Genomic DNA, 26,277 nt, shown 5'->3' on the forward strand with positions numbered 1-26,277 from the left:
GATCGCACGCATACTTACGGAATTATCTGTTGAAGCTTTAACAAAAAAACTGATGAAATGGGGAAAATTAAAATGAACAAAACTAAAAAGGTATTACTTGGAACAATGTTAGCTGGAGCTGTAACTGTAGGAGCTGGATTTGGAACTGGGACGTTCTCAGATTTCGTTGATTCTGCTTCTTCTACTGGCAACAAAATCGAAACTGGAAAACTTGATATCAGTCTAACTGGTCAAACTTTCAGCGCAACGAATAAAGCACCTGGTTATAAAGAATCTCAAACTTTTACAATTTCAAACGATGGTACTTTAGATGCCAAAGATCTTAAAGCAGTCGCAACAGTTACAGTTAAAAAAGATGGCGCTGCTGTAACTGATCTTTCTCCATATGGTGATTTCCAAGTAAGTTTTGCTGGTCACACTGTTCCTTTGAAAGACGTTAAATCAACCATCGAAAACAATGTGGGCGGCACTCTTGCTCGTGGAGCTCATCAAGATATCCCTGTACAAATGGAGTTGGTTCGCAAACCTGGTGTTAACCAAAACGAATACCAAAACTTATCCGTAGAAGTTAGCGTAGAAGTTTCTGCAGCAGCTTATGAAAACTAAAAAGATTTAGGCGAAAGAGCAGGATGAATTTTTTCGTCCTGCTCTTTTTAATAAGGAGGCAAAGGATGAAGCGAAAAATAGCAGGTACGTTAATGGCTTTAGGCATAGTAGGAGCAACTCTTACTTTAACCGCCGGAACATTTTCTGATTTTAAAGATTCATCCAGTATAAACAATAAGGTAGAAACGGGTTTCATGAAGATTGAAGTAAGCAAGAAGTATCCTAATCCTTTGTTTTTTACTTTTCCTGCAGATGGAAGGCCGGGCAACTGGGCAGATGGTTACTGGCAACCAGGTAAAATTTCCAAATCAAAGACAATGGTCATTACAAACACTGGTTCCGTTGATGTTCTATTAGACGGAATTTCGGCTTCCATTGATGAAACGAATATTACCGATAACTCCGTAAAAGAGAATTTCACAAAATGGCTGGATGTAAAAATTTATAACGGACAACCAACATCACCATCTGATACACCGATTTATTCCGGTACGTTAAATGATCTTTTAAGCAGCAAGCAACCATTGTTAAATCAGAATACTTTACTTCCCTACAATTCAGACTTGGATCCGAACGATTATGAAACTCCACTTTATGTAACAATCAAGATGAGTAGGGATGCTGACAATACAATAATGGGTAAGTACATCAAGTTTAGTTTAACAGCTCATTCAAAACAGCCTTAATCTAGCAACAAATTGGAGTGTTTGCGATGAAAAAACTTTCGTTATTGCTGATCATAATCGCTTTTATCTCCATGAACTACGGCTCAGCCTTTACTTACGGCGACTATGTTTCAACCTCACAGAAGAAACTCTTTAGTGTTGAGTTTAAGGGTTGTACACCCCATGACAATAGCAATCATGATGACGAGGAAAATAACAATCGTGATCATGACAAATGCGACAAGGAAGAAAAACCACCCAAGTATGATGACAAAAAAGTGGAAGATAAGAAAGCTGTGAAAGAAGAGAAAGTGGAGGATCAGAAGGATAAGCAAAGCGATTCACTTTCTGAAAACACTGAATCGACAAAGACAAAAGAGCTTACCAACAATGTTTCCGTTCAGTTAAAATCATCTATTAAACCAACAAAAGAATTTCAATCAAAAGAATTGAATGCCACAAAACAAATAAAAGAATAGAAAAACGATAAAGAGCACAGGTGTTACACCCTGCTCTTTATCGTACATAGATACTAAAATAAATTTAAAAAAGTCAGAAGTGGGTAAAAGTTGAGTATTAATATAGGAAAACAAATAAAATTAATTCGTCTTAAAAAGGGGAAAAGTGTAACACAACTTGCCGAGATGGCTGGAATCTCTAAAGGATACTTGAGCAGCATAGAAAATCATAAAAACAACCCGTCCGCGCATATGATTAAAAAGCTGGCGAAAGCCCTGGAGGTACCTGTGGAAAAAGTCATTAATCTAGAAGCAGATCCATTGGACCAGGAGTGGATGGAACTCGTCATTCAGGCAAAGGAAATGGGAATTAATCAGGAGGAAATCCGTACGTTTATACGGTATGAAAGCTGGAAACAGCAGACAAAGGATGATGAAGCTAAATGATTCGCCTTGGCAATGGAGTCTATTTATGTGAAGCAGCGGGGAATAAAGTAAAGGTCGTGTACATGGGCCGCAACATCTGTGAAATTTTTATTAATGATGAGCTAAGAGGAAGAGCACCTTTTGATTATGTAAAAAAACAAATTCTGAAGTGGGAGAAGAGAGAACCTCTATCCACTGCCTATATCGGACATTATCAATTTAAAGAACTTGTTCCGATCATCGATATTTCAGTATGAAAAAACCGGCGCCATAAAAGGCATCGGTTTTTTAGCTTTGATTTTTATTTTTCCATTTGTTGAATTCAAGAAATTCTTTAAACTGGTCTTTGCTGACACCAGACTCCATAGCTTCTTTTACGAGCTCTGCCCATTCATAATCCAGCTCCGCCTCATTGACCTCAGCTTTTTCATTCAGCAATTTTTCAACAGGAATATCCAGGACGGCTGCCAGCTTTTCAAGCAGCTGTACAGAAGGATTGGTTTGTATATTTCGCTCAAGGGAGCTGAGATAGGATTTGGCGATACCTGCTCGTTCTGCTAGTGAGGATAGAGATAGACCTTTTTCTTTGCGATATTTTTTGACAAGTTCACCAATCACGTTAATCCCTCTTTTTTACTACAAATTTTGCTTCTATTATACATTTAGGGACGATAGGCTGTAAATAGACCAAAAGCGACTTCAGATCGATGTCGCTTTAAATATTCGCTCATTTGATGGTATGTACGTTTTTTGAAGATAGCTACGGATTTCCTCCAAGCTTAAACCTTGCTTTTTGGCTTGTAATAGTAATGCTACCCATTCACGATCAAGCTCTGTTTTTTTTACGGTTTCCATGTTTCCCTCCTGAAATTGGTGGTTTTCCAGGTAATCCAGCCATCATAGTTACTCACCTTAGACCTGTGATTTTGCGTCCATGCTTTTCAGCGATGTTTGCCCTTTAACTGGAGGGTGGCATTCCGACAGTCACTCAATAAATACAATTTTAACCAATTACTAGTGCTTAACTCACAATTTTATTATAGTATCTCATTCTTTAGGAATCTGTCATAATTTGGCTGTTACATAACTGTAATATTATTGGAAAGTAAGCGTTTGCATTGATGCTTTTCCCTGAATTGTTTAAGATGAATAGAGAGAGCAAAAAAGGGGCGGATGAGTGATGGAACTAGGAAAATGGAAAGAACTGGACGAAAAAGATTTTCTGAAAAACTTTAAGAACGAATTCTATTTAAAAGAAGGCGTTTTATATTTAGACGGCAATTCGCTGGGGCTTTTGTCGAAAAGAGCTGAGAAAACACTGTTGGAGTCGCTGAATGATTGGAAGGAATGCGGTATTGATGGCTGGATGGCTGGAAAGCATCCATGGTATACACTTAGCGAGGAACTAGGGAAGAAATTGTCGCCACTAATTGGGGCAAACCCGGAGGAAGTCATTATTACCGGATCCACCACTGGAAACCTCCATCAGCTCACATCCACTTTTTTTAAACCCTCAGGATCAAAATCGAAAATTTTAGCCGATGAGCTGACCTTTCCCTCAGATATTTATGCACTGAAAAGCCAGCTGGCATTAAGAAGCTTGGACCCTGGCCAGCATCTGATCAGAGTGAAAAGCCGTGATGGCAGGATGATTGAGGAAGAAGACATCATCAAGGCTATGACGGATGAAGCAGCTCTTATTGTGCTGCCCTCCGTGCTCTACCGAAGCGGGCAGCTGCTCGATATGGAACGCTTAACTTCTGAGGCCCACAAGCGCGGAATATTGATCGGTTTTGATTTATGCCATTCCATTGGGGCAGTGCCTCATAAACTTTCGGAATGGAATGTTGACTTTGCTTTCTGGTGCAACTATAAATATTTGAACGCAGGACCTGGCAGTGTTGCGGGACTCTATATTAATGCTAAACATTTTGGAAAAGAGCCTGGACTAGCCGGGTGGTTTGGTTCCAATAAAGATAAACAGTTTGACATGAACCATGACTTCGTGGCGGCGGATACTGCGGGAGCCTTTCAGATCGGCACCCCGCACGTGTTAAGCACGGCACCATTAATCGGTTCCCTTGAAATTTTTGAGGAAGCGGGAATGGACCGGCTAAGAGAAAAATCTCTTAATCTGACACGCTATATGATGGAGCTGATTGAAACCGAACTTGCTGGCTTTGGATTTACGATCGGGAATCCGAGGGATGATATACGTCGCGGTGGCCATGTTTGCCTGGAGCATGACGAAGCAGCGAGAATCTGTAAAAGTTTAAAAGAGAACGGCATCGTGCCGGATTTCCGTGCACCGAATGTGATCCGCCTCGCTCCTGTTGCACTTTATACCTCTTTTGAAGATGTACATAAAGCGGTTCAGCGGCTAAAAAAAATCATGGGTGAGAAGCAGTATGAAAAGTTTTCAAACGTAAGAGAGGTGATTGCGTAATGGCTGGAAAACTGATCGATATCTCCATGCCTTTGACCTCGTCCGTTCCGACCTGGCCGGGGGACACCCCGTACTCGTTTGATTTAGCCTGGACGAAAACAGAATCAGGATCCGTGAATGTCGGTAAAGTGGAAATGAGCACGCACACCGGCACCCATATTGATGCGCCGTATCACTTTGATAGTGAAGGAAAACGGGTACTTCAGCTGGATCTTGAAATTTATGCCGGCAGAGCAATAGTGATAGATGTTACGGGCAAAGAGGTCATCGCTCCAGAGGATTTGGAGGATCAACCGCTGGATGGAGCGGAGCGTGTGCTGCTGAAAACAGGCTCTTGGCAGGACAGAACCGTGTTTCCGGAAAAGATCACCTATCTAGATGAAAAGCTGGCTGCTTTTTTATCAGAAAAAGGTGTGAGGCTTATCGGAGTTGATGTGCCGTCTGTAGATGTCCTCGACAGCAAAGCGCTTCCTGCACACCATGCCTTGCTTCAAAACGGCATTAATATCCTGGAAGGTATCGTCCTTGATGATGCGGAGCCAGGAGAATATGAGCTGATCGCGCTGCCGCTGCCGTTAAAGGATGCGGATGGCAGTCCTGTGCGTGCGGTATTGAGAGAAATATAATGTGAATGAAGAGATGACGGTTGAGCCGAATGATTTTCGGGCTGAAATCGTCACTTTTTACGTTTTTTCAATTCAGATCGAGGACTTGGAATACATTTACAAGCCGAAATGAAGCATTTACCCGCCAAAACAGGGAGTTTACCCGCCGAATTCTCCTAAATACCCGCCAAAACCTAGTTATGTAAACGGCAGCCAGAGAAAACAGCATTACCTGAAAACTCTCCTATGCTACAACCGCCATCTTTGTTTCCTTTCCTCCGATTGTTTATAATAAAAAAGAAGATAGAGCCAATACGGGGGAACATTATGTATAAGTATGGATTTCAAAATTATTTTGAAGCTGATTTTACCGCTTTTTATCCGGAAGTAATGAAGGGTGAGCATTGGATCAATGTGTACCTGAATTTTGATTTGTCAGCAGAGACGAAACTCCCTGGTGATCTTTATGATCCGAGTGCACTCGTTGTGTTCGATCGTGATGGCGAGGTACAGGATTTTATTGTTCATGACGAAGGGGTCGACTGTGAATACAAGTTTACCGACCGGGAGAAAGAGAAAATGCTTTCGTATATAAAAGAACACGATCTGATATAAGGGGTGAGTGTATTGAAGATTAAAGGCATTGAACCGACACCAAGTCCGAACTCCATGAAAATTAATATGGACGAAGCACTGCCGGGTAACGAGCGCTACAACTACACGAAGGAAAACCTTGATGATGCACCTGATTATATTAAAGAAATCTTTAAGGTGGAGGGCGTGAAAAGCGTTTACCATGTGGCAGATTTTATTGCACTTGACCGTCATCCAAGAGCAGATTGGGAAGATGTATTGGCAGGCGTCCGTGAAGTATTCGGGGATTCGGACGACCAGCTATCTGAAGCGTCCGGACAGGAGAAAAAGGAAGACGAGTACCTGGAAATTACAGTTCTCATTCAAATGTTCAGAGGCTTGCCGATGCAAGTAAAACTGAAAACCGAAAATGAAGAACGGCGCGCAGGCCTTCCAGAGCGGTTTATGAATGCGGCGCTCGAAGCTCAAAAAGCATCAGATAACCTGGTCATGGAACGGAAATGGGAAGAGCAGGGTGTTCGCTACGGAACATTTGAACAGGTCGGACAAGAAGTCGTCGAGGAAATCTCCGCCGCTTATGATGAAGAACGGATTCAGAAGCTTGTGAAGCAGGCTTTCTCCATGGAATCCGGGAAAGAAGCGCCGGAAGAAGAAGTATCTACAACTGAAGTTGCCGAAAAGATGCAGGATGAAGATTGGCAGACCCGTTATGCGGCTTTAGAACGCATGAACCCGACGGTCAACGATATTATGGTGTTAAAGCAGGCACTGAAGGATCCGAAGCCTTCGATCCGGCGCCTGGCTGTCGTTTATCTTGGCATGATTGAAGATGAAGCGGTTCTTCCGCTGCTTTATGCCGGGTTAAAAGATAAAAATGTTGCGGTTCGCCGAACGGCAGGAGACTGTTTATCCGACCTTGGGAATCCGAGTGCGATTCCTGCCATGTGTGAAGCACTCAATGACAAAAATAAACTGGTCCGCTGGCGCGCTGCACGATTTTTGTTTGAAGTAGGAGACGAAACGGCCATACCGGCATTGGAAGACGCAGAAGACGATCCAGAGTTTGAAGTCCGTCTCCAGGCAAAGATTGCGCTTGAACGCATTCAGAGCGGGGAAGAAGCTGCAGGTTCAGTCTGGCAGCAGATGATGAAAAGCAGGGAAAACAACGAATAAAACGAGAAGCGCTCAGACGGAGGTCTGAAGCGCTTCTTTTTCGCTGGAGATGAATTGTTTGATGTCTCTTGCCAAGTCTAACGGTTTTTCCTCCATGATGAGGTGTCCGGCATCTTTATAGACGATGAGTCTTGAATTTTTTAAATCACTGTGAAGTCTTTTTCCTGTAGTGAGGGGGATGACTTTATCATCATTGCCGTGAATGAGCAGAATGGGATGGACAATTGAATTCAGTTCAAATGGCTTTAAATCTCCTTCACGGTGTCGGAGCAGACGAATCAAGCTGTCAAAAAACCCGTCTTCTAAAAATTGTGCCCGGTATTCCTTGATCATGTCTTCTGTTACAAGATCAATGTTGTGAAGGACACCGCTTAAATTATTGCGAAGATCTTTTTTTAGCACCCATCTCTTTAATCCCCATGAGAAAAAAGGGAGATAGGAGCAGCAGATCATGGTAGACCGCGCACGTTTGATGTAACCGCAGCAGCCGAGGAGCACGAGCTTTCTGATCAGTTTTCCATCCTGCCGCGATGCATGAAGAGCCACCTGGCCGCCCATGGAATGACCGATCAGTACGACATCTCTCCAGCCCATTTCTTTGATGAATGATAGAACGAGCTTGCCGTAGCTTGCCAGTGAATACGTAAATGTTTTTGACTTTTCGCTCTTACCGAATCCCGGCAGATCAATGGCAACTACATGATAATCTTCAGCTAAATGCGGGATTAGCTTCCGAAAACTGATAGTTGAAGAAAGAAACCCGTGTATCAGGATCAAAACTTGGGCGTCAGGATTCCTGTGTGGGTAATCTTCATAATAAAGGTCGAGTTCGCCTATTCTTTTCCGATATGCCGGAGTAAGCAGCGGCTGAGTTTTAGTTTCCATTGCATTCCTCCATCATCTTTACGTCTCGTTTATTTTGTCCAATCTTATTTCGTTTACAAAAGAAATAATTTCCTTGAACAGGCACAAAATCCGCATTTGCCTCTATTCCTTTTTACCCTGGACTTACATATTTTATTAGTGTGTAGGACGCAACAGATGAAGGAGGTTTGTAATATGGCATATCCTTATGGTGGCGGTTATCCGTACTATGGCTATGGCTACGGCTATGGTGTTGGCGGCGGTGGCGGCGTTGGATTTGGTTGGGGCTGGATATGGGCTGTCTTGATTATCATATTTATACTTCTCCTTATCGTTGGAGCTTTATGGTGGTTCTTTAGATAAGGAAGTGAAGGGCTTGAAGATCTTAAGCTTCAGGCTCTTTCCATGAATAAAGCGGATCAAAAAGGGGATAATGTATCAAAAAATGGAGCGAAAAGCGGATGCATAGCAAACACACCGTATTATATATATGTGAAGAATACTTAAGCGGGAATTGTTATTATTACAAAACCGAGCTGATCACCCATGATTCCTGGAAAAATCCGGAGTCTATTTCGTGGTCCCGTCCCCGTCCCATTTCAAAAGCAACATTCATGAAACAAAAAAAGGCAGGCTTTCGGACGGAACACCGAAAAATTAAAAAATCTCCAGCCAGGGTGATCGCCTTACATAAAAAAAGGACGAACCGGGCATCTTCTGAATAATACTATTGATGTACAAGGTCTCTGCACATGGGAGGCTTTTTTTGTTTGCATCGTGTATGCGCGGGAGATCTGCCCGAATAAGAAATCGACAAAAAAGAACAGGCATGTGGTGGCATGCCTGCCAAAAGAAAAAGGGGGAATATTGAATGCTGTCTTATCATTATGGACAGCTCCGCCAAAGATAAACCATAAAAAAAAGGAAAAAAGGGAATACAGAGAATGTGTAATAAAAGTGTCAAAAAAAGGGTCAAAATGCGGGTCAAAAAGCGGGTGCCAGGCACCGCTCTTTGACATGTGTGTAATTGCGGTGCCTGGCACCGCGATAAGGCACCGCGATAGAGAGGAGATGTGGTCATGACGGAATATCGGATTGCAAAGGATACACTCGGGGAAGTGAAGGTGCCCAAGGAGGCATATTACGGAGCACAAACGCAGCGGGCGGTCGAGAACTTTCCGATCAGCGGGCAAAGGCTGCCGTTCGCTTTTGTAAAAGCGCAGGCGATTATTAAAGCGAGTGCAGCTGCAGCAAATAGAGATTGCGGTGAACTTGAGGAAAAACAGGCAAACGCGATTATCCAGGCAGCAGAGGAGATAATGGAAGGCAGGCTGAAGGATCAATTTGTCGTTGATGCGTATCAGGCGGGAGCAGGAACCTCTCAGAACATGAATGCCAATGAAGTCATCGCCAGCAGGGCTTCAGAGCTTCTTGGCGGTTCGAAAGGGGACTGGAGCAAGGTCCATCCGAACGATCATGTGAACATGGCACAGTCAACAAATGATACGATCCATGTGGCCATCAATATTGCCGCAGCACAAGAGCTGTATCAAAATTTATACCCGGCACTTGAAAAAACGATTAAAGCGCTCAGAAACAAACAGAAAGATTTTCACCACATTATCAAATCAGGCAGGACCCACCTCCAGGACGCGGTTCCCATGCGGCTTGGCCATTCCTTTGGAGGGTATGCGGAAAGTCTGCAAAAAGTTTATGATGCATTAAAACAGAGTGAACCGTTCCTCTTTGAGATCGGACTTGGGGGAAATGCTGTGGGTACGGGAATCAACGCCCATCCGGAATATGCTGAAAGAGCCATCAAAGAGGTTGCCGACAGATCGGGCCTTCCATTTAAAGCACCGACTGACCGTTTCCGCTTTATGCAGAATAACGGGGCAGCTATCCAGATCAGCGGCCATTTAAAGGAACTAGCCATTCATCTTATAAAAATATCGTCCGACCTCCGCCTGCTCAGTTCAGGTCCGAGAACAGGAATCTCAGAACTCATTTTACCCGCTGTACAGCCCGGTTCTTCCATCATGCCGGGGAAAGTAAATCCGGTCATCCTTGAAAACATGTACATGATCTGTGCGCAGGTCATCGGCAATGATACATGCATCACCACTGCCGGAATCGGCAGCCAGCTTGAGATTAACGTGATGATGCCGGTCATTGGCTTAAACCTTCTTCACTCCATCACCATCCTGTCTTCAGGATTGAGCGTGTTTACCGATCGCTGTATCAATGGACTGGAAGCCAATGAAAGCCGGATCAGAGAACTGATGGAACAGAGCCTTGCGATTGCCACAGCACTAAATCCAAAAACGGGCTACGAAAAAGCAGCCGAGGTAGCAAAAGAAAGCTATAAATCGGGTAAGACGGTAAAAGAAGTGGCTGTGGAAAAGGGATATGTTACAGAAGAAGAAGCGGATTCCTTGTTAAATCCAGAAAAACTGGTCTAATTTTACAAAAAAAGTTTCCATTTCATGCAAAATTGGGTATGGGAAAGATGCAAATGTCATTCTTATGCCCTATTTGCACGAAAATGAGTATGGTCAGGACGTTTTATCCTGTTTCATACGTTTTATTTTATTTTCTGTATGTGTTATACTTAATAGGTTAAAAAATAGTTAGGAGTGTTTTCATGAATTTTGAAGTAGGTAGCATCGTTGAAGGTAAAGTAACAGGAATTAAACCGTTTGGTGCTTTCGTCGCTTTAAACGACGAAGTTCAGGGATTAGTTCATATCTCTGAGGTTTCTCATAGCTTTGTTAAAGATATTAACGACGTATTAAAAGTGGGAGATGTTGTTCAGGTTAAAATTCTTTCTGTTGACGAAGATTCTAAAAAGATCTCTTTATCCATTCGTCAAACTCAAGAAGCTCCGGCTCAAGCCCCTAAAAAGGAACGCCGTCCTGCACCTAAGAAGCAAGCGGCTCAAGACTCTTCCAAAGGTTTCAACACACTTGAAGCAAAGCTTAAAGAGTGGTTGAAAGAGTCAACTGACCGACAAGCTCAACTGAACAAACGTCTTAAGAAGTAAATAAAAAAGGTTCTTCCTATGAGGAAGAACCTTTTTTATTTTTTAATTTCATTAAACACGATTTGTTTCGATGCGGTCCTCACGTTCAACTTCATGAGCTGGAGCAAAAAGAAGAGTCAGGCAGTATAAACCGGATAAACCAACCAATCCGTAAACGATGCGGGAAAGAGCTGCATCTTGACCGCCGAAGATAGCTGCCACTAAGTCAAATTGGAAGAATCCAATAAGACCCCAGTTAATGGCACCAATAATAACTAGTGCTAAGGCAGTCCGCTGTAATCCATTCATGGTATTACCTCCTAAGGGAATTAAATAGATAGCAGTAATAGGATGACTTCTTTCTGTTACGATTATACATTTCCACCTTCAAGGCGAATATAAACATTATTTTGAATAAAATTCAATATTTGTTCAATCTTTCGTTTAATATTTGTACATCATAAAAATGTTTAGAGCCGATTTCTTTACTTTTAATTTCACCCTGATAGATAATACTAACGAAAGTATTGGAACATCAAGGAGGGTAAATAAATGAATTCATTTACGTATTATAATCCAACCCGTTTAGTGTTCGGAAAAGGGCAACTTAGCCAGCTGTCTGCGGAAATGAAGCCGTATGGCAAGAAGGTATTGCTTGTTTATGGCGGTGGCAGCATTAAACGCAGCGGTCTATATGATCAAGTAGTAGCCGAGCTCAACAAGATCGGTGCAGACGTTCATGAATTATCAGGAGTTGAACCGAATCCGAGATTAACTACCGTAAAAAAAGGTGTGGAAATCTGTAAGGAGCACAATATTGATTTCATTCTTGCAGTCGGAGGCGGAAGTGTTATCGACTGTACAAAAGCCGTGGCGGCAGGAGCAAAATATGACGGAGATGTTTGGGATTTTGTAACTAAAAAAAGCACTCCTAAAGAAGCAATTCCGTTTGGTACAGTTCTTACTCTTGCAGCAACAGGTTCTGAAATGAACGCTGGATCTGTTATTACCAACTGGGAGACCAATGAAAAGTATGGCTGGGGAAGTCCGCTTGTGTTCCCTAAGTTTTCTATTCTTGATCCGGTCAATACCTTTACTGTGCCAAAAGACCATACGATTTATGGCATGGTAGACATGATGTCGCACGTGCTGGAAACGTATTTGAACCATACTGAAAATGCTCATCTTCAAGACCGTTTCGCAGAATCTATTCTATTAACGGTAATGGAAGCAGCTCCAAAATTAGTAGAAGATCTTGAGAATTATGACCTTCGTGAGACCATTCTATATAATGGGACAATGGCATTGAACGGAACTATTGCAATGGGTGTACAAGGCGATTGGGCCACTCATAACCTTGAACATGCTGTTTCAGCCGTTTATGATATTCCTCATGCCGGCGGTCTGGCAATCCTGTTCCCGAACTTGCTTCGCCATGTACTTGATCAAGGTCCAGAGCGCTTGAAGCAACTGGCTGTTCGCGTGTTTAACGTGGATACAGAAGGGAAATCAGATCGTGAAGTGGCACTTGAAGGGATCGACAAACTGTCTGCTTTCTGGACATCTTTAGGTGCACCGAACCGTCTTGCTGATTATGACATCGATGATTCCAAACTTGATCTGATCGCAGATAAAGCGATGGCAAACGGCGAGTTTGGCAACTTTAAAAAGCTTAACAAAGAGGATGTTTTAGAAATCCTTCGCATGTCTCTATAATAAAAAAGAGGGGAGCTTCCCCTCTTTTTTATTTGCAATAAGTAAGAACATTCCGACTACTTGGGGTAAGCGTTTTCAAGCGGCCGTTTTCTTGATTAACATTTTTTATTTGGTTAAAGTAAAAGAAACCAGAACAAAAAACGGAGGAGTTTAAGACATGGCTAATAAACTGCATTTTGATTACAGTAAAGCTTTGCCTTTCTTAGGTGAGCAAGAAGTATCAAATTTATCTGCATTAGTAAAAGCATCACACGAGCAAATCCATGATAGAACTGGAGCGGGAAGCGACTTTTTAGGATGGGTTGACCTTCCGACCGCATATGATAAAGAAGAGTTCGCCCGTATTCAAAAAAGTGCTGAAAAGATTAAAAGTGATTCTGATGTATTGATCGTTATTGGAATCGGCGGATCTTATCTTGGAGCAAGGGCAGCAATTGAAATGCTCAATCACTCGTTCTACAATATGCTTTCTAAAGAAGACCGCAAGACTCCTCAGGTTATTTTTGCAGGCCAAAACATCTCTTCTACTTATGTTAAAGACTTGTTCCAAGTACTAGAAGGCAAGGATGTTTCCGTGAACGTCATTTCAAAATCTGGAACAACAACAGAACCTGCAATCGCGTTCCGTATTTTCCGCAAGTTCCTTGAAGAGAAATATGGAAAAGAAGAAGCACGCAAACGTATATATGCAACAACCGACCGTGCAAAAGGTGCACTGAAAACGCTGGCGGATGAAGAAGGCTATGAGAGCTTTGTTATTCCTGACGACGTTGGAGGACGCTATTCTGTATTAACAGCTGTAGGTCTTCTTCCAATCGCAGTAAGCGGAGTAAACATTGATGAAATGATGAATGGAGCAGCAGAAGCAAGCAAGGATTATTCCAATCCGAACCTTGCTGAAAATGAAGCATACCAGTATGCAGCTGCACGAAATGCTCTGTATAACAAAGGGAAAACCATTGAATTGATGGTGAACTATGAGCCAGGATTACATTATGTTTCTGAATGGTGGAAACAGCTGTTTGGTGAAAGTGAAGGAAAAGACAACAAGGGGATCTATCCTGCGTCTGTAGACTTTTCCACTGACCTTCACTCTATGGGACAATATGTTCAGGAAGGACGACGTGATCTGTTCGAGACTGTACTGAATGTAGAGAATACACGCGAAGAAATTAAGATTGAGGAAGACGATCAAAACCTTGATAAATTGAATTTCCTTGCTGGACAAACAATGGACTTCGTCAACAAAAAAGCATTCCAGGGAACTTTGCTTGCACATACCGACGGCGGAGTACCGAATTTAATTGTTACTATTCCAGAATTAACGCCATATCATTTTGGCTACCTTGTGTATTTCTTTGAAAAAGCATGTGCCATCAGCGGCTATCTTCTCGGAGTAAACCCGTTTGATCAGCCTGGGGTGGAAGCCTATAAGAAAAACATGTTTGCGCTTCTCGGCAAGCCAGGCTTTGAGAAAGAAAAAGAAGAATTGGAAAAACGCCTTTAATCCATAAAGGGGCTGTCCAGAAAGTCGAAAATTGACCTTCAGGCAGCTCCTTTGACGTGAAAAATCTTCAATGAAAAGTTGATTGGAGTGCAAGGTGCGAGACTCCTGCGGNNAACAGCTACCAGACTTCTTGGGCAGCCCCTTTATTTTTTATACTTTTGGAGATGATAAAAGGTAAACCGTTACTCTAAAAGGAGATAAGCATGATTCCATTACAAAGTAAGCTTGAGAATGAAGTGTTTGCTTTTAATGAACTGGAGGACAAGCTCAAACAACTCGGGTATACCATTGGAGGCAACTGGGATTATGATCACGGATATTTTGACTATAAACTGGATGATGAAGTCGGATATACGTTTGTCAGAGTTCCATTTACCGCTTATGAAAAAGAAATCGGGGACCAAGGAGCAATGGTGACCTTGGGAGAACCGTTTCTTCTGGCTCATAAATATCAGATTGGCCTCGATGACAATGTCAGTGTAGGGAATCTGTCGGGAAGCTTAAATCAGTTTTCAGAACCCCAGGACCCTGATGCGTCGATCGATGACAAATGGATTGGGATTGGCAAAAAGCTTATTGAAAAAACAGAGTCTCAATTGTTGGCTGATTAGAAGGGTAAGGACATGTTCCTTACCCTTCTCTTATGGATTGAAGACTAATCTGGGCCATACAGTCACTGGCAAGAGATGTCGTATTAATTAATTCATCAGCACCGGCTCTCAGGCTGTTGTTCTGCTGCTCAGGCGTCAATATTTCAGCCATAACATGTACAGTAGGGTTGAGTCCTTTGACCGTAATAATGGAAAGAATGGTGTGCATGTCGGCTTCTGCTTCTTTCATGTTTTGGTCGGCGGTCAGAAGGACAGCTTTTGCCTGTTTAATGTTGGCCATCTCCCATGTTTGGTCTTGCGCCGGGCTGCCTTTTATAAAAAGAACACCCTGATTCGATAAGGGATTTTCGTTCAGCGATGAATCTATAAGAATAATCGTGAGTCTTGTCGGTTCTTTGGCAAGGGTGCTGATGGTCTGCTTAGCCCGCTCATTCCATCCGACAATACATAAATGTCCGGTTCCGTTAAACATTAATTTCCCTTCTTTGTATTTATTTTGCCTTTTAATTACAGCTGAAGCGGCGTGGACAGTGAAAAAGGCGATAAAAGAACCGCCAAAAAAAACAAGGAGGATGGCCATAAACCGGCCTATAAATGACTTTGGAACATAATCTCCAAATCCTACAGTTGCCGCTGTCATGACGGACCAATAGATTCCCTCAAATACAGTAGGGAAATTTTTCGGCTCTAAAAAATGGATGAGAACACCAAACAAAATCATCAGTGAGCCGATGATGCTGAACAAGCGAATCAGCATTGGAAGACGCAAGTATGAAAAAAAGAAATCCTCGAATTTCATGGAGCACATCCTTGAGCAAGATAGTACAAGTATGTCCCAGAATAAGTAAGGAAAAACCAAGCTGGCCCAGTATGTTTCCGAAAAATGATAAAAGACAAAAAAGCCAATCGGAAAATTCCCAATTGACTTTCTTTATCGTAAGCTGCTAAATTACAGTGAGCTGAGGCTTTTAATATGCTTAGGAAGAATGCGGTGAATTTCTTTTTCACCATACACAACGACATAGCCGCCGACATATTCTGTTAGCATACCTTCAATAGCATCTGGACCGCCACGGTTGATTTTGACTTTTCTTAGTTTTAAACGGTCAAAAAGATCGTTGAATCCATACTCTTGATAAAACTCTGGATCTGGAGCGATTGTGTTAGCGGATTGGCTGCTGCTCTCGCAACGTTGCTTGCCAGATTGCTTGCCAGATTGCTTGCCAGATTGTTTTCCGCTCGCTTTTCCAGTCTTTCCTCCAGAAGCTCTGCCGCTTGCTTTTCCAGTAGACTTTCCAGAAGCTCTGCTGGTCTTTCTACCGCTTTCATTGCTGGATTCAGTATCTCCTTCTCCGTCCGCTTTCCGTTGAACGACACTCACGCTTTTTACATGTTCGGTCTTATAATATACAGCCCCTTCTTTTTCAGTTGACAGGACGATATAATCATAAGTGCTTAAAAGAAGTTTCCCTTGTCTTGATTCAGGACCGCCTCGGTTAATCTGGATGTTCTCGCCAAGCATGTTATCCATAATGGCTGAAAAGCAGGAAGGTTTGAAATAATCCCATGTGCGAAGGGCATTTTCATCGCCGTTTCCTGTTTCATTGTCACTTTGGACTACCTCTCCAAAGCTCTTTAAGTGACGCGTCGCATAGTAAACCACGCCATCCTTATCTGTACCTACAACAACATAGTTATAGCCGCTATAAAGCAATTCCCCTGCCTTGGCTTCTGGCCCCCCTTTATTAACATTTATCCTTCTGCCAACCAACGATTGGATATAATAGTCAGACATTCATGTTCTCCTTTCAGAACTTTAGATTCATTTTTGTTGTTGCATAGTATGTATATATGTAAACAAGCATCATTCGGCGCTGGTACAAGCGCCTCTTTCTATGAAAAAGAAACATTTGCCTACTATTCCCGGGATAAAAAGAAAGATAGAGCTCAAAGCTCTATCCGTTATAATTAATAGTATTTTTAGTGGCAGGAACTGGAACGCTTCTTTTTTTTCTTCACTTTTTTGCAATCTAAAACGTAAGAAGACGAGCTTTGTTTGCAGGTCTTCTTATGAGAAGAACGCTTTTTGGAAGAGCTGCGCTTGCAACAGTGTTCGGAAGAAGATGAACTTCTTTTCTTTGATCTCTTGTGTGATCTCTTCTTTGATCTCTTGTGTGATCTCTTGCTGGATCTCTTGTGTGATCTCTTGCTGGATCTCTTGCTTGATCTCTTGCTTGATCTTTTGCTGGATCTTTTGCTAGATCTCTTGCTGGATCTCTTGCTTGATCTCTTGCTTGATCTTTTCCCAGAACGTTTCCCAGAACGCTTCCCGGGACGTTTTCCGGAACGTTTTCCAGACCTTTTGCTAGATTTTTTTCCAGAACGCTTACTGCTTCTTCCACTTGAACTTTCAGACGGATCATTACGCCATACGCTCATGCTTGAACCTCCTCTATCCTTGTGTAGGCGAAAAGAAGATAACTGAGCAATCTCTTTTCAAACATATTGTACGTTGATTTTTTATTAGTGCTTGGGCGTTAGTAGAATTGACCAGCCCCATTTTCACCTTGGAATGTAGCGCATGCATTCTCTTCATCATAGAGATAAGTATCAACGATAGGGAGAATGAAGAAATGCAAAATAACGCTATACCGGAGTACAATATTTCTGTTCCCTTTAAGGGAGTAAAATGGATTCAGAAAGGAAAATGGGCAAACGAGGCTGTTGCTGGTGTCATTAAAGCAGGGGATAAACCATATGAAATGCTGATTAAGTACAGAGGTGCCCATATTCGCTCATTTCCAAAAAAATCCTATGATCTTTTGTTTATGAAATCTCAATCCTTTTTTGGAGCAAGAAGGATTCATTTGAATGCAGAATACAATGACCCGTCTCTCATAAGAAATAAGCTTTCTTTGGATTTTTTTCGTGATATCGGGGTCCTGTCACCTGAAGCACAGCACGTTACATTGTATATTAATGGGCTTTATCAAGGAGTTTATCTTCAGCTTGAGTCAGTTGATCAGAAATTCTTAAAGAAACGGGGATTGCCGGCAGGAAGTATTTATTATGCGATCTCTGAAAATGCAAACTTTTCGAAGTATAATCCGACGACTGGAAAAGAAAAGAGATCAGTAACAGCAGGTTATGAGATAAAATTTGATCCAAACAAATCGTTCAACAGCCTCCGTGAACTTATGCATTGTATTCTAAATTCATCTGAAAAAGAGTTTCCTTCGCGAATTGAACCCCTCCTGGATATCGATCAATATTTCAGGTGGCTTGCAGGTGCGGTCTGTACACAAAATTTTGACGGCTTTATCCATAATTACGCGTTATATAAAAATGGAGAGAATAAACGCTTTGAAATCCTGCCTTGGGATTATGATGCAACGTGGGGAAGAGACATCCACGGTGATGTCATGGGAAATAAATATGTACCGATTGAAGGCTATAACACACTGACAGCACGGCTCTTGCTTCATAAGCCTTATAAACGCCAGTATAAAAGGATCATGGAAGAGATACTCGACGATGCCTTTACTTGCAGGGCTTTGGAACAAAAAATCCTTGCTTTACACCAGTCTTTGCGTCCGCATCTCGTGAAAGACCCATATAAACACCGGTCTTTGTCCATTTTTGATGAAGAGCCGGAATTTATTCTAGCCTTTATCAAAAACAGAAATAAATATTTAAAGAAACGGCTTACGCGTCTGCAATAAAAAAATCCTGCTGAACAATAATGTTCAGACAGGATTTTTTTAAGCAGCAGCCTCAGTTACGAGAGGGGCAGCCGTTTCAGCTGATTCTTGATTTAGAGTTTCATCGCTATGCTCTGAAGTTTCAGCATCTGCAGACGGTTCTTCTGGAACGGCTGGTGGATTAGCTGGAGCTAAGCTGTTATCTTGTTCCGCAGCTGGTGTTTCCGTTGCTGCAGGCGGTTCTTTTTGAACAGCGGTATCTGTATCCTTTATTGCAGCAGGTGCTGTTTCATGAGAATCGGCCTCTGGTGAAGAAGTTACTTCCTCAGCTGAAGAAGATGGCTCATTTTGATTGTCTTTTTGCTCTGCTTCTTGGGCTGGCGCTCTGTAACCTGATAAGCCTGATGCTGCATAAGCCTTATCAGGTTCTGCGGCAGGTTCAGAATCATGATTCGGTTGCGCTGACTCTTGATGGTCAATGGCTGAGTCAGAACCCCTGTTTTTGCCTTTATCCGGTTTAGGTTCTTCTTTAGGAAGACCGGCAGCCGGAGGAAACTCAGCTTTTGTTTCTTTAAGTACTGCTGGTAAAGGAAAATCAATTTTTCTCACCTTGGGTACGTCCGCTGAAGGTGTTGTGTTTTTGGTTCCCTCTTTTTCCCTCGCCGGGACTGTAACAGGGGCAGGATCTTTATCTTCGGTGACCGACTTGCTGTTCTCTTTTTCAGGTGCTGCAGGAATAACATCCGGCTTAGAGTTTGCAGCAGGCACTGGAACAGTAAGTTTGGAAGATTCTACGGCAGGTGCAAATGGTTTGGCAAGCTCAGGTGCTGCCGGTGCCGTTACTTGCTGCTCAGCTGGTGCAGAAACATTTCCTGCAGAAGGATCTGGCGTGCTGATTGCTGCCGGTGTCTGATTTTGATCTGAACTTCCACCAGATGCAGCAGCTGGAAGGCTTGCAGCCGTTGCTGGTACTGGAACTTTTACTATGTTTGGAGCAGCTGCAATGGTAATGGAATTCGCATAGACCGGCTCAGCATTCTCTTTCGCTTGTCCTGCAATCGTTTCAATATGAACAAAAACTGAAACATGGTGATACTCACGAGATTGTGCGTTAGAAAGAAGATCACTGATCGGTCCTACCGCTTCTGACAGTTCCTGAATGCTTTTTTGCTTGATATCCGCTTTTGTAATCTCGATTCCTGCTTCTTTTGCAGCGATGAAGATCGCATATTTCCCTGGTGAAACGCCAATTTTCTTAGCGCGTTTCCGTTCTTGGTTTGACATGATTAATGAAGTCATGTCAATTTTATTTTCCTGCGCTTTCTTTTCCATCAAAGAATTGATTTTTTGTTCGATCTTTCGCTGTTTTTCTTTTGAAACATCTTTATTGATCGTGGTCGTGACGATTACTTCCTGATTGGGTTTAATAAAGCCTTTTGCTCTGCAGATCTCGAATATTTTTTCGGTAACCTCTTCTATCGGCTGGTTCTGCCAATCTTCAAGAATAGCAAGAAGCTTTTTCCCGTCCGAATTATAAGCAGTGATATTTTGAACGAGCATGTCACCATCAATTTCAAGCTCGATACTCGGATTCATCTCAATTCCTACATACGCGTAAACTCCTTGTCCTGTATAAGGAGAAAATTGGAAAAATAACAAGATTAAGGTCATCATAAACACTGTCGTTGTTTTCCAGCTAATTGTGGGAAGCCGGAACGTCCGTTGTTTTTCCAGTTCGTTTGGTAAGTAAATATCACTGCCTACTGAATATTGCCTATTTGAAATTTTAACTTTACGAAATATGCCGCCTTCTGACAGAACGATCAAATGGCGACGTTTTACTTCTACCACAATTCCCTTAGTCATCGAAAGGGGCCTCCTATTCTGGCAAATAGCCTTTAAGATAATGATAGTCTTCAATCACAATAAGAGCCGTAGCGATAATATAGGGAGCATATCGAGTGATGCTCTTCTTTTGAAAATTTTTTAAAAGCTGGGAGGTTGGCAGACTTTTTTTATTAAGAAAAAATGATCGCAGTTCGATGTCGTTAGCTATGTATGAGGCGATGATGAAGGCTTCTTTTCTTCTATTCTTGGTTTGGGGTGTCCATTTCGGCATCTGGCATATATCAATCCCAAATTGCAAAAGCCTGCTTTTATAGTGTTCAACTTCTTTGTCAGGTGAAATGGTTTTGGGCTCAAGACAAGCTGCCGCTGAAGATCTGGTAGCTATGGGATTGGCATTATCCGGCAATGTGTATGTATTTGAAATGAATATCCTTCTTTTAAGCCAGCTGATCATAAACCACCCTCCATTTCTCCATTCTTAACATTTGTTGTTCTTGTCTATAAACCTATATTTAGAAAATATTAACTATCAGATTATAGTATGGAAACCATGAAAAAAACAGGTACAATAGTCATGCTTTGTTAATTTGTGAGGGGGAATAAAGTCTAATATATTTAGTAGATTAAAAGGCTATTAAACAAGAAAGTTATGGGAAAATAGGAAATGGAAAAATATAGATCAGGACCTTCGCGGCATGGCTTTTTTAGTATAACGTTGCTACCCTTTATTTAAAGAAGTGAATATTCTGAAAATGGAGGATTTACAATGTTAAGAAGATGGAAACAGCCAGCAGCAGTTCTGTTGGGAATCAATCTTGCTCTATCTGCAGGGGTGCCTGTAATGGCTAAGGAACAAAGTGCAAAGCACGATCATCAGCAAAATGACTGGAACCATCCTGGCCCTTCTTCACCAGTCATCCATAACGGAACTCCGAGAAGTGCAGGGCTTCACCCAGAATCGTTAAACATCATCGATGCAACCATGAACAAAGCGATGGAAACGAAGATGCTGCCTGGCGGAGTTGTATTGGTTGCCAGAAAAGGGGCGATTGCTAAATGGGATGCTTATGGCTATGCCGCCCGCTATACCGATGATAAATTCACAGAAATGGAACATCCGGTTTCAATGAAAAGGAATACAATTTTTGATCTTGCATCCATCAGTAAAATTTTCACGACCACAGCCGCTATGAAATTGTATGAACAAGGGAAATTCAAATTGGATGACCGTGTGGCTGATTATATTCCTGAGTTCAAGGAAAATGGAAAAGAAAACGTGACCATCCGGCAGCTTCTTACTCATACTTCGGGATTTGAGCCGTTCATTCCGTTATATAAGATGGGAAGCAACAGAGAGGACCGTCTCCATATTGCGCTGACGCATCCTTTAAAGAATGCGCCCGGTACAACCTATACATACAGTGATTTGAATATGATCACCCTGGGCGTTCTTGTGGAAAAGCTATCAGGGAAACGATTGGATCAATACGTAAAAGAAGTGATCACAGACCCGCTGAAAATGAGGGACACGATGTACAATCCTCCTGCATATTTAAAACCGCGGATTGCCGCCACCGAATATGAACCTTATATTAACCGGGGAATTGTGTGGGGTGAGGTGCATGATGAAAATGCATGGTCACTTGATGGTGTTGCTGGCCATGCTGGCGTCTTTTCCACAGCACATGACTTGGCTGTGTTTGCTCATATGATTCTGCAAAAAGGAAAATATGGACATAAGACCATCCTAAAGCCATCTACTGTCGAACTGCTTGAAGAAAATCAGCTTCCGCAGTTTCCCGCTGATTCACATGGACTAGGCTGGGAACTGGATCAAGGCTGGTACATGGATGCTCTTTCTGACGCTACCACCCTTGGGCATACTGGTTTTACTGGAACAACAATGGTCGTCAGCCCGAAAAACAAAATGATTGTGCTGACCCTGACTAACAGGGTACATCCGACGAGAAACACACCATCGTTGAATCTTGTCCGCAGGGAAGTGGCACGTTCAGCCGCTGACTCCATTTCAATTCCATTAAAAGGCAACGAAAAAGCGTGGTTTGCCGGCTATGGTGACTCCCTTTCCCGTCCACTAGTTTATGAACTAAGCGAACCGGCAGCAAGCATAAGCTTCCAGACCTGGTATGAGATTGAAAAGGGAAGCGACAACGGAATTGTTGAAGCATCGGCAGACGGTGTTACTTGGCAGAAGTCAGAAACGACATATACAGGAAAAAGCGTCGGATGGAAACAGCAGACTACAGTTCTTCCATCGAACAGCAAATTTGTCCGTTTTCTCTATAAAACAGATGCTTCTGTCAATGGCCGAGGCTGGTATGTGAAAGACCTAAAAGCTATGAGCAGCTCTGACAGAGAAATTCACAGCAAAATTACAGAAAATCAATGGTCACAGCGAAACTATTAATTGAATTAAAAGAAGAACCGCCCTTTTTTGGCGGTTCTTTAGTTGTTGCGGGGGATTGGCAGTTTGTGGTGAGGGATTTGAGCGGAAACAGATGTTTATTGAGCCTTAATCGGCGTGAATTGATCCGTTTAAAATTCGAACTATTTACTCGTGCTCTGCGGCGCCTTCCCACTTCAGAAGTCCAGCAGGCAACAAGTTACGTTGACGTCAACGTAACACAAAATGTATACTTTTTTAAGGGAGTGATACGGGTGAACTGGATTAAGATCGACGAAGTTGCAAAGATTACCGGGATTACCAAAAGGGCAATCCGCTATTATGAGGAGATTGGGCTCATACAGCAGCCAGAACGCAGTGACGGACAGGTCCGTTTATACACTGAAAAGGATGTTCAGCAGATAAAAAGAGTAGTTGATGCGAAAGAAGTGCTAGGGTTTTCTTTACAGGAGCTTCAGCATTTTCTAAGCATTAAAGAACGCATATTGGAACATAAAGAACAGTACGAAACGTCTAGGGACAAGACCTTTCAGCAGTCTGAATTAGAGGAGATTGCAGTCGGGCTTATAGAACAGCGGGATATGCTTCAGGAAAAAATGGAAAAGATGAAGTCCTTCCAGGATGAATTGAAAGATTTAAACCAAAAAGTCGACAGCCTGCTGAATGTCTAGCTTGGGGTGCCAGGCACCGCCATTACACACTTGTGTAATCGTGGTGCCTGGCACCTCACTAATTGCCTTTTAAATCCTTTCAGCTATGGTGATACTGTAGGTACTTTAATAAAAGAGAGGAACTCTTAATGGAAGTATTTCCAGTTATTCATACAAATTTCTGGGACGGAGTATTGGCTGTCCCGATTGTCCTTATCCTGACGCAGCTGATTAAACTGTTTACACCTGTACCGCGGGCGTTCATTCCCGCGACAGCGCTTTTAATCGGCCTTTTGCTTTCCATCCTGTACAGCCACCGCCACCATCTGATCGCTGGAATCTTTATGGGCTTTTTTTACGGCTATGCTGCCATTGGAAGCTATGCGGCTTCCAGAAACTCGTGGTGTGCGTTCAAAGCAAAATTGCGTAAAAAAGAGCATTTCCGCTGATCGGGAAGTCCAGTTGCTGGGCAGAAAGATTAGTTCTCTTGTATGATACAGGAAGAAACTATTTATTTAGGTGGGATTGGAATGAAGATTGCAGCAATCATAGGAAGCTCCAGAGTGGATGGAAATACACAACAGTTGACGGAAATGGCGCTGGAAGGTTTAGAATACACGCCGATCATTTTAAAAGAAAAGCAGATTACGCCAATTGATGATTTGAGGCATGCGGATGGCGGTTTTCAGCCGGTTGCAGATGACTATGACCGGGTGATTGATATGGTGCTTGAGCATGATATTCTGATCTTTGCTACCCCGGTATATTGGTATGGCATGTCAGGACTTATGAAAAACTTCGTAGATCGCTGGTCACAGAGCCTTCGGGACAGCCGTTTTGAATTTAAAAGGAAAATGACCCAAAAGAAAGCATATGTGGTCACGTGTGGCGGCGATCAGCCAAAGATTAAGGCATTGCCGCTGATCCAGCAATTTCAGCATATTTTTGATTTTATGGGAATGTCCTTTCAGGAATATATTATCGGAACAGCCAACGCGCCCCATGACATTTTAAAAGATGAACAGGCGATTGCAGAAGCTAAGCGTTGGAATGAAACGTTTTCTTCTCTTAAATAAAGGCTTTGTTAAAGCATATTGGTGATTTTCTATCATATTAGGCATCGCATACTGATGCTTAAAAGATGCCCTAAAGTCTTTTTCCCCACCTAAGCAAAAGTGAGGTTTTTTGCCCGCTTTTGCTTATTTTTATGAAACTATGCATATAATGTTGCGTAAATACTTAAGTTTACTTATAATTACTTAGCGAGGAGTGAAAAAGGCATGTATCAGGATGAACGGATGGAAGCAATTGTTAACTATATAAAGCAGCATGACCGGGTAGATGTGGAAACCATCTGCAAAATGAATAACGTATCCCGTGATACAGCCAGAAGAGACTTGGTGAAGCTTGAAGAGGATGGGAAGATCGTCCGAACGAGGGGCGGTGCTAAATTTCCGACCTTTTATCATGAAGTGTTTAACTATGACCAGCGCCTGAAAAAGGATTCTGATGCAAAAAAGCGAATTGGCAGCTTTGCAGCTGGATTGATTCAGGATGGAGATCATCTGCTTCTGGATGTATCTACAACTGTACAGTTTTTGGCTGAGAACCTGAAAACAGAGCGGAATGTTGTCGTAACCAACTCTATCGACATTGCTGGAATCTTGTCACGTAAAGAAAAGGTATCGATCCATCTGCTTGGAGGATTGCTGAACAATGAACACCGGTCGATTTATGGAGCAAGAACGATCCAGCATCTGTCGGACTTCAGAGTCAACAAGCTCTTTCTTGGAGCCTGCGGCATCTCATCTAACGGGCTGACCATACCTTTTGAGGAAGAAGGCTTTTTATTGAAGGAAATGATAAAGCGTTCTGATCAAGTCATCGTACTGGCTGATTCTACGAAATTTAATCGCAGTTACTTTCAGAAGGTATGCCGGTTGGAGGATATTGACATTTTAGTTACAGATCAGGAAATGGATTCACATTTAACCACAATATTAGAGCAGTATGAGGTAGAAACGATCATTCTGTAAGAGGAGGAAAACATGAAATTAATCGCAATTGATTTGGATGGAACACTATTGATGAAACAGGGGACGATCAGCAAAGAAAATGCTATTGCAATAAAAGAGGCTCAAGCTCAGGGGAATACAGTAGCGATCTGTACGGGACGTGCGGTGGAAGATGTACTGAATCTGCTCGAGAATGCCGGGATCCAATGTCCTGTGATCGGGGCGAACGGAGCTGTACTCTATGATGAAGGGAAAATTGTACAATGCCATCCTCTGCAGAAAGAACATGCTTACCACATCCTTACCCAACTGGAGGACATGAACGTCTTTTACCATCTTCATACGAATAAGGGCATCTATACGCCTGATTTTGGCGAAAATGGAATCCAGGTTGAAATTGATATCGTAAAGTCAGCAAACCCAGAGATAAACTCAGAAGAATTGTGGAAAGCCGCTCAAGGATATCTGAAACAATTTGGGCAAATTTCGATTTCTTCCTTCCAATCCATATGGACAGAAGATCTGGTGATCAATAAAATTCTTCCGTTTTCTTATTCTTTAGAAAAGCTTGAGGAAATCCGTGAATCAGCTTCAGCATTTGAAGGGCTTTCCATTACGAGTTCAGCGGACCATAACCTTGAGATCAATCATGAAAATGCCAACAAGGGAAATGGATTAAAAGGGATGGCTGATCATCTTAGAATACCTTATCAAGATACTGTGGCCATTGGCGACAATATGAATGACTGGCCGATGATGAAGTTTGCGGGCACGAGTATTGCAATGGGCAACGCGCTGCCTGAAATTAAAGAAATCTGCCATTTTACTACATTGGAAAACGATGAGCATGGTGTAGCTCATGCCATCAGGGAATTTATTCTTAAACAAGCAGTATAAATACAAAAAAGGCCTGCCGGCGTAACCTCTTGGGCGTAACGGCAGACC

The 26,277-nt window shown here is 42.4% G+C and carries 31 protein-coding genes and 1 riboswitch; of the genes, 22 read left to right on the forward strand and 9 right to left on the reverse strand.

Annotation, left to right across the window (positions count from 1 at the left end; genetic code table 11):
• Positions 1–72: 72 nt before the first annotated feature.
• The 5 genes from P4361_RS03085 (at position 73) to P4361_RS03105 (ending at position 2,412) form a co-directional block, all read left to right on the forward strand.
• Positions 73–606, forward strand: coding sequence for a TasA family protein (locus tag P4361_RS03085; RefSeq protein ID WP_328088268.1), 534 nt, complete (start codon positions 73–75; stop codon positions 604–606).
• 65 nt (positions 607–671) lie between these two features.
• Positions 672–1,292: a hypothetical protein gene (locus P4361_RS03090; protein WP_328088269.1), complete on the forward strand. Its 621-nt coding sequence runs from the start codon at positions 672–674 to the stop codon at positions 1,290–1,292.
• A gap of 26 nt (positions 1,293–1,318) precedes the next feature.
• Positions 1,319–1,750 carry a hypothetical protein gene (locus P4361_RS03095; RefSeq protein WP_328088270.1) on the forward strand — a complete coding sequence of 144 codons (432 nt, stop codon included), beginning with the start codon at positions 1,319–1,321 and terminating at the stop codon, positions 1,748–1,750.
• Between the two features lie 90 nt (positions 1,751–1,840).
• Positions 1,841–2,176 carry a helix-turn-helix domain-containing protein gene (locus tag P4361_RS03100; protein WP_328088271.1) on the forward strand — a complete coding sequence of 112 codons (336 nt, stop codon included), beginning with the start codon at positions 1,841–1,843 and terminating at the stop codon, positions 2,174–2,176.
• Positions 2,173–2,412, forward strand: a complete 240-nt coding sequence (locus P4361_RS03105) for a hypothetical protein (protein WP_091003421.1) — start codon at positions 2,173–2,175, stop codon at positions 2,410–2,412. Before P4361_RS03100 ends, P4361_RS03105 begins: the two co-directional genes overlap by 4 nt.
• A gap of 31 nt (positions 2,413–2,443) precedes the next feature.
• On the opposite strand, the gene P4361_RS03110 is transcribed toward P4361_RS03105, so the two are convergent.
• Both P4361_RS03110 and P4361_RS03115 read right to left on the reverse strand, forming a co-directional pair.
• Positions 2,444–2,773 carry a helix-turn-helix domain-containing protein gene (locus P4361_RS03110; RefSeq protein ID WP_053357344.1) on the reverse strand — a complete coding sequence of 110 codons (330 nt, stop codon included), beginning with the start codon at positions 2,771–2,773 and terminating at the stop codon, positions 2,444–2,446.
• Between the two features lie 81 nt (positions 2,774–2,854).
• Complete coding sequence (locus P4361_RS03115) at positions 2,855–3,010, reverse strand: anti-repressor SinI family protein (RefSeq protein WP_256227522.1); 156 nt, start codon at positions 3,008–3,010, stop codon at positions 2,855–2,857.
• A gap of 26 nt (positions 3,011–3,036) precedes the next feature.
• A riboswitch (cyclic di-GMP riboswitch) is annotated at positions 3,037–3,121 on the reverse strand.
• A gap of 214 nt (positions 3,122–3,335) precedes the next feature.
• Between P4361_RS03115 and kynU the strand changes: the two genes are divergently transcribed.
• The 4 genes from kynU to P4361_RS03135 all read left to right on the forward strand — a co-directional run bounded on the left by kynU (position 3,336) and on the right by P4361_RS03135 (position 6,973).
• Complete coding sequence (gene kynU / locus P4361_RS03120) at positions 3,336–4,601, forward strand: kynureninase (protein ID WP_328088272.1); 1,266 nt, start codon at positions 3,336–3,338, stop codon at positions 4,599–4,601.
• Positions 4,601–5,227: an arylformamidase gene (kynB, locus tag P4361_RS03125; RefSeq protein ID WP_328088273.1), complete on the forward strand. Its 627-nt coding sequence runs from the start codon at positions 4,601–4,603 to the stop codon at positions 5,225–5,227. The genes kynU and kynB overlap by 1 nt, the downstream gene beginning before the upstream one ends.
• Before the next feature lie 306 nt (positions 5,228–5,533).
• Entirely contained in the window at positions 5,534–5,821 is a 288-nt protein-coding gene (locus P4361_RS03130) for a hypothetical protein (RefSeq protein ID WP_062233283.1), read from the forward strand.
• A gap of 12 nt (positions 5,822–5,833) precedes the next feature.
• Complete coding sequence (locus P4361_RS03135) at positions 5,834–6,973, forward strand: conserved virulence factor C family protein (RefSeq protein WP_328088274.1); 1,140 nt, start codon at positions 5,834–5,836, stop codon at positions 6,971–6,973.
• Between the two features lie 12 nt (positions 6,974–6,985).
• Here P4361_RS03135 and P4361_RS03140 read toward each other — a convergent pair whose 3' ends face one another.
• Complete coding sequence (locus P4361_RS03140; RefSeq protein ID WP_053357349.1) at positions 6,986–7,858, reverse strand: alpha/beta fold hydrolase; 873 nt, start codon at positions 7,856–7,858, stop codon at positions 6,986–6,988.
• 174 nt (positions 7,859–8,032) lie between these two features.
• Between P4361_RS03140 and P4361_RS03145 the strand changes: the two genes are divergently transcribed.
• The 3 genes from P4361_RS03145 (at position 8,033) to yugI (ending at position 10,880) form a co-directional block, all read left to right on the forward strand.
• A complete protein-coding gene (locus tag P4361_RS03145; protein WP_248253606.1) occupies positions 8,033–8,200 on the forward strand; it encodes a sporulation protein YjcZ in 168 nt (55 codons plus the stop codon).
• Between the two features lie 716 nt (positions 8,201–8,916).
• Positions 8,917–10,299: a class II fumarate hydratase gene (locus P4361_RS03150; protein ID WP_328088275.1), complete on the forward strand. Its 1,383-nt coding sequence runs from the start codon at positions 8,917–8,919 to the stop codon at positions 10,297–10,299.
• A 182-nt stretch (positions 10,300–10,481) separates the two neighbouring features.
• Positions 10,482–10,880: a S1 domain-containing post-transcriptional regulator GSP13 gene (gene yugI / locus P4361_RS03155; protein ID WP_053357353.1), complete on the forward strand. Its 399-nt coding sequence runs from the start codon at positions 10,482–10,484 to the stop codon at positions 10,878–10,880.
• Positions 10,881–10,931: 51 nt separating this feature from the next.
• Here yugI and P4361_RS03160 read toward each other — a convergent pair whose 3' ends face one another.
• Positions 10,932–11,168, reverse strand: a complete 237-nt coding sequence (locus P4361_RS03160; protein WP_062233296.1) for a DUF378 domain-containing protein — start codon at positions 11,166–11,168, stop codon at positions 10,932–10,934.
• A gap of 243 nt (positions 11,169–11,411) precedes the next feature.
• Here P4361_RS03160 and P4361_RS03165 point away from each other — a divergent pair, with 243 nt between their 5' ends.
• The 3 genes from P4361_RS03165 to P4361_RS03175 all read left to right on the forward strand — a co-directional run bounded on the left by P4361_RS03165 (position 11,412) and on the right by P4361_RS03175 (position 14,693).
• Positions 11,412–12,575, forward strand: coding sequence for an iron-containing alcohol dehydrogenase (locus P4361_RS03165; RefSeq protein WP_053357355.1), 1,164 nt, complete (start codon positions 11,412–11,414; stop codon positions 12,573–12,575).
• A 157-nt stretch (positions 12,576–12,732) separates the two neighbouring features.
• Entirely contained in the window at positions 12,733–14,082 is a 1,350-nt protein-coding gene (locus tag P4361_RS03170) for a glucose-6-phosphate isomerase (RefSeq protein ID WP_053357356.1), read from the forward strand.
• A 203-nt stretch (positions 14,083–14,285) separates the two neighbouring features.
• Positions 14,286–14,693 (forward strand): YugN-like family protein, encoded by a 408-nt coding sequence (locus tag P4361_RS03175; RefSeq protein WP_053357357.1) that lies wholly within the window; start codon positions 14,286–14,288, stop codon positions 14,691–14,693.
• A 19-nt stretch (positions 14,694–14,712) separates the two neighbouring features.
• Here P4361_RS03175 and P4361_RS03180 read toward each other — a convergent pair whose 3' ends face one another.
• The 3 genes from P4361_RS03180 to P4361_RS03190 form a co-directional block, all read right to left on the reverse strand.
• Positions 14,713–15,492 carry a potassium channel family protein gene (locus tag P4361_RS03180; protein WP_091003448.1) on the reverse strand — a complete coding sequence of 260 codons (780 nt, stop codon included), beginning with the start codon at positions 15,490–15,492 and terminating at the stop codon, positions 14,713–14,715.
• Positions 15,493–15,642: 150 nt separating this feature from the next.
• Positions 15,643–16,488 (reverse strand): hypothetical protein, encoded by an 846-nt coding sequence (locus tag P4361_RS03185; RefSeq protein WP_328088276.1) that lies wholly within the window; start codon positions 16,486–16,488, stop codon positions 15,643–15,645.
• 235 nt (positions 16,489–16,723) lie between these two features.
• Complete coding sequence (locus tag P4361_RS03190) at positions 16,724–17,116, reverse strand: hypothetical protein (protein ID WP_328088277.1); 393 nt, start codon at positions 17,114–17,116, stop codon at positions 16,724–16,726.
• A 210-nt stretch (positions 17,117–17,326) separates the two neighbouring features.
• Here P4361_RS03190 and P4361_RS03195 point away from each other — a divergent pair, with 210 nt between their 5' ends.
• A complete protein-coding gene (locus P4361_RS03195; protein ID WP_328088278.1) occupies positions 17,327–18,415 on the forward strand; it encodes a CotH kinase family protein in 1,089 nt (362 codons plus the stop codon).
• A gap of 39 nt (positions 18,416–18,454) precedes the next feature.
• Here P4361_RS03195 and P4361_RS03200 read toward each other — a convergent pair whose 3' ends face one another.
• A complete protein-coding gene (locus tag P4361_RS03200; RefSeq protein ID WP_328088279.1) occupies positions 18,455–20,260 on the reverse strand; it encodes an anti-sigma-I factor RsgI family protein in 1,806 nt (601 codons plus the stop codon).
• A gap of 13 nt (positions 20,261–20,273) precedes the next feature.
• Positions 20,274–20,696 carry a hypothetical protein gene (locus tag P4361_RS03205; protein ID WP_062233320.1) on the reverse strand — a complete coding sequence of 141 codons (423 nt, stop codon included), beginning with the start codon at positions 20,694–20,696 and terminating at the stop codon, positions 20,274–20,276.
• Between the two features lie 312 nt (positions 20,697–21,008).
• Here P4361_RS03205 and P4361_RS03210 point away from each other — a divergent pair, with 312 nt between their 5' ends.
• The 6 genes from P4361_RS03210 to P4361_RS03235 all read left to right on the forward strand — a co-directional run bounded on the left by P4361_RS03210 (position 21,009) and on the right by P4361_RS03235 (position 26,229).
• Positions 21,009–22,670, forward strand: coding sequence for a serine hydrolase domain-containing protein (locus P4361_RS03210; protein WP_328088280.1), 1,662 nt, complete (start codon positions 21,009–21,011; stop codon positions 22,668–22,670).
• Between the two features lie 251 nt (positions 22,671–22,921).
• The gene (locus P4361_RS03215) at positions 22,922–23,338 is read left to right on the forward strand and encodes a MerR family transcriptional regulator (RefSeq protein WP_328088281.1); all 417 of its coding nucleotides are present in this window, start codon (positions 22,922–22,924) and stop codon (positions 23,336–23,338) included.
• A gap of 128 nt (positions 23,339–23,466) precedes the next feature.
• Positions 23,467–23,766: a hypothetical protein gene (locus P4361_RS03220; RefSeq protein ID WP_328088282.1), complete on the forward strand. Its 300-nt coding sequence runs from the start codon at positions 23,467–23,469 to the stop codon at positions 23,764–23,766.
• Positions 23,767–23,847: 81 nt separating this feature from the next.
• Positions 23,848–24,393: a flavodoxin family protein gene (locus P4361_RS03225; protein ID WP_328088283.1), complete on the forward strand. Its 546-nt coding sequence runs from the start codon at positions 23,848–23,850 to the stop codon at positions 24,391–24,393.
• Between the two features lie 204 nt (positions 24,394–24,597).
• On the forward strand, positions 24,598–25,353 hold the full coding sequence (locus tag P4361_RS03230; protein ID WP_328088284.1) for a DeoR/GlpR family DNA-binding transcription regulator: 756 nt from the start codon (positions 24,598–24,600) through the stop codon (positions 25,351–25,353).
• Positions 25,354–25,365: 12 nt separating this feature from the next.
• A complete protein-coding gene (locus P4361_RS03235) occupies positions 25,366–26,229 on the forward strand; it encodes a Cof-type HAD-IIB family hydrolase (RefSeq protein ID WP_328088285.1) in 864 nt (287 codons plus the stop codon).
• Positions 26,230–26,277 lie beyond the last annotated feature (48 nt).

The sequence above is a fragment of the Fictibacillus sp. B-59209 genome, from assembly GCF_036216745.1.
Taxonomy (GTDB): domain Bacteria; phylum Bacillota; class Bacilli; order Bacillales; family Fictibacillaceae; genus Fictibacillus_C; species Fictibacillus_C marinisediminis.